The 1,867-nt window shown below is 33.5% G+C and carries 2 protein-coding genes; both read left to right on the top strand.

Annotated features, from left to right (window positions below; translation table 11 throughout):
• Positions 1–941, top strand: a 941-nt coding sequence (locus JO950_RS21745) for an RHS repeat-associated core domain-containing protein (RefSeq protein ID WP_202704517.1), incomplete at its 5' end; no start/stop codon positions are given.
• A 35-nt stretch (positions 942–976) separates the two neighbouring features.
• Positions 977–1,615 (top strand): hypothetical protein, encoded by a 639-nt coding sequence (locus JO950_RS21740; protein ID WP_237732425.1) that lies wholly within the window; start codon positions 977–979, stop codon positions 1,613–1,615.
• Positions 1,616–1,867 lie beyond the last annotated feature (252 nt).

Here is a 1,867-nt window from a genome sequence, read left to right as displayed (position 1 = left end):
ATAATTATTATCCTTTTGGATTGAAACACAAGGGGTATAATGATTATGTTGCTACTAGTAATAAGTATAAGTATAATTCGAAAGAATTGCAGGACGAGCTGGGGCTTAACTTTTACGACTATGGAGCAAGAAATTATGACCCTGCAATTGGTCGTTGGATGAATATTGACCCGTTAGCGGAACAGATGAGAAGATGGTCTCCTTACAACTATTGTTTTGATAATCCTATGCATTTTGTAGACCCTGATGGAATGGGACCTTTAGATTGGATTAAAAATATTGCGACAGGAGAATATACATGGAACAATAATGTGACTAAAGAATCAGAAACTCCAAGTGGATATAGCTATGTAGGTAAAGAAGATAGTTCCATTGTAAAAGATTTAGGTTGGGTAGGTACATATCCATCACCTTCAACAACAAAAGTTGGATGGGTTGCGTCAGATTATGAGCAGCAAGGAGGAGTAACTATGGGGGCTTCACACGTAACGACGGTTACAGCAGAATCGAATATCAATGTTAATGCTAATGTTACAACAAGTTTTGATTCTAATGGGCAACTCTCCAAAACATTCAATGGTATTGATATAGGAATTGCTGTTGAAGGTACCGCTACAGGAACGGATAATGTTGTAGTTACTGGAATGGCTACTACAACTTTTGGAGGTAAAGATTATGGTACAGGTCTTCAAGGACCAGACGGAAACCAATCTCTAATACAGCAATCAGGAACAAGTTCCGTGTCAGGAAGTCTTTTTATACCAGCAACTGAAATATCAGCAGAAAAAGGTCCTAAAGTTTTTCCAGGAGCAAATGTTTCAGGAGCATGGCAAAACGTTAAAGATGATGGTAGTGGTGCTGTACCTGTGACAGGGCGATTTGGAATTATTGCGAAAACCTATAATTTTCAATATACTCCTTACTCTCCAATAAAACATTAACAGATTTAAAAATAATTATAAAAATAAATTACAAAATGAATTATTCAAACTTTAGTCTAAGAATATTTTTTAACTGTATTGTAATGATAACATTTTTATGTAGTTGTAACGGACAAACAGGAAATAAAGATGTTTGTAAAACAAATTACATAAGTGCAAAAAATAAATTTAATAAATTCTATACAGAGAAAAATCCTGCTTTACTGTCCGATGCGTTGAAAGATGTTAAAAAATCTCTGGATTGCCCAGAGACCAGAATGGCATCAATTGAGTTGAAAATATCTGCTCTTTCATTTTTAAAGGAATATAATAAAGCATATGAATTTATAGATTCCCTTGCAGAAAAGGATTTCTCAAAACCATATGAAAAGAGAATGCAATACAATTATTTTAAAGCGTTAGATTGCGAATCTAAATTGCAAAATGAAGATAAAAAAATATATTTTGATAAAGCAATAGCAGAAATTCAAAATTTTATAGACAATCAGAAGTCATTCGACCAAGAAGCATATTACAATTTGTTTCTTGTAAAGTCAAAAATTTTGGGTCCAGAACAAATTAATAAAGAAATTGATAATTTAAAAATAAAATATCCTAATGATAAGGATTTTTTTGAAGCTCTTAAAGAATCATTTAACGAAGAGGCAAAACAAATTAATGCATCTGTGAAATAAAATACTAGATGTACAATATCTAATAGTGCTAATAAGCCATTCCATAACGGAGTGGCTTTTCCCCCGCTGGCGCGAGCGTCCCGCTCGTGAACGCAAAGAAAATCGATAAAGAATATAAAAGCCCCGAACTGCCGAGGGTTATGTAGAGCCTTCAGGAAGTTCTTATAAATATATTTATCAATACAAAGATCACTTAGGTAACATACGATTGAGTTATACTAAAAATCCGGCAACCCAAGTTCTTACCATTAT

It is taken from the genome of Flavobacterium sp. UGB4466 (assembly GCF_903469665.1).
GTDB lineage: Bacteria > Bacteroidota > Bacteroidia > Flavobacteriales > Flavobacteriaceae > Flavobacterium > Flavobacterium lipolyticum.
Note: the sequence above shows the minus strand (reverse complement) of the source record. Positions and strands in the feature narration are given on the sequence as shown.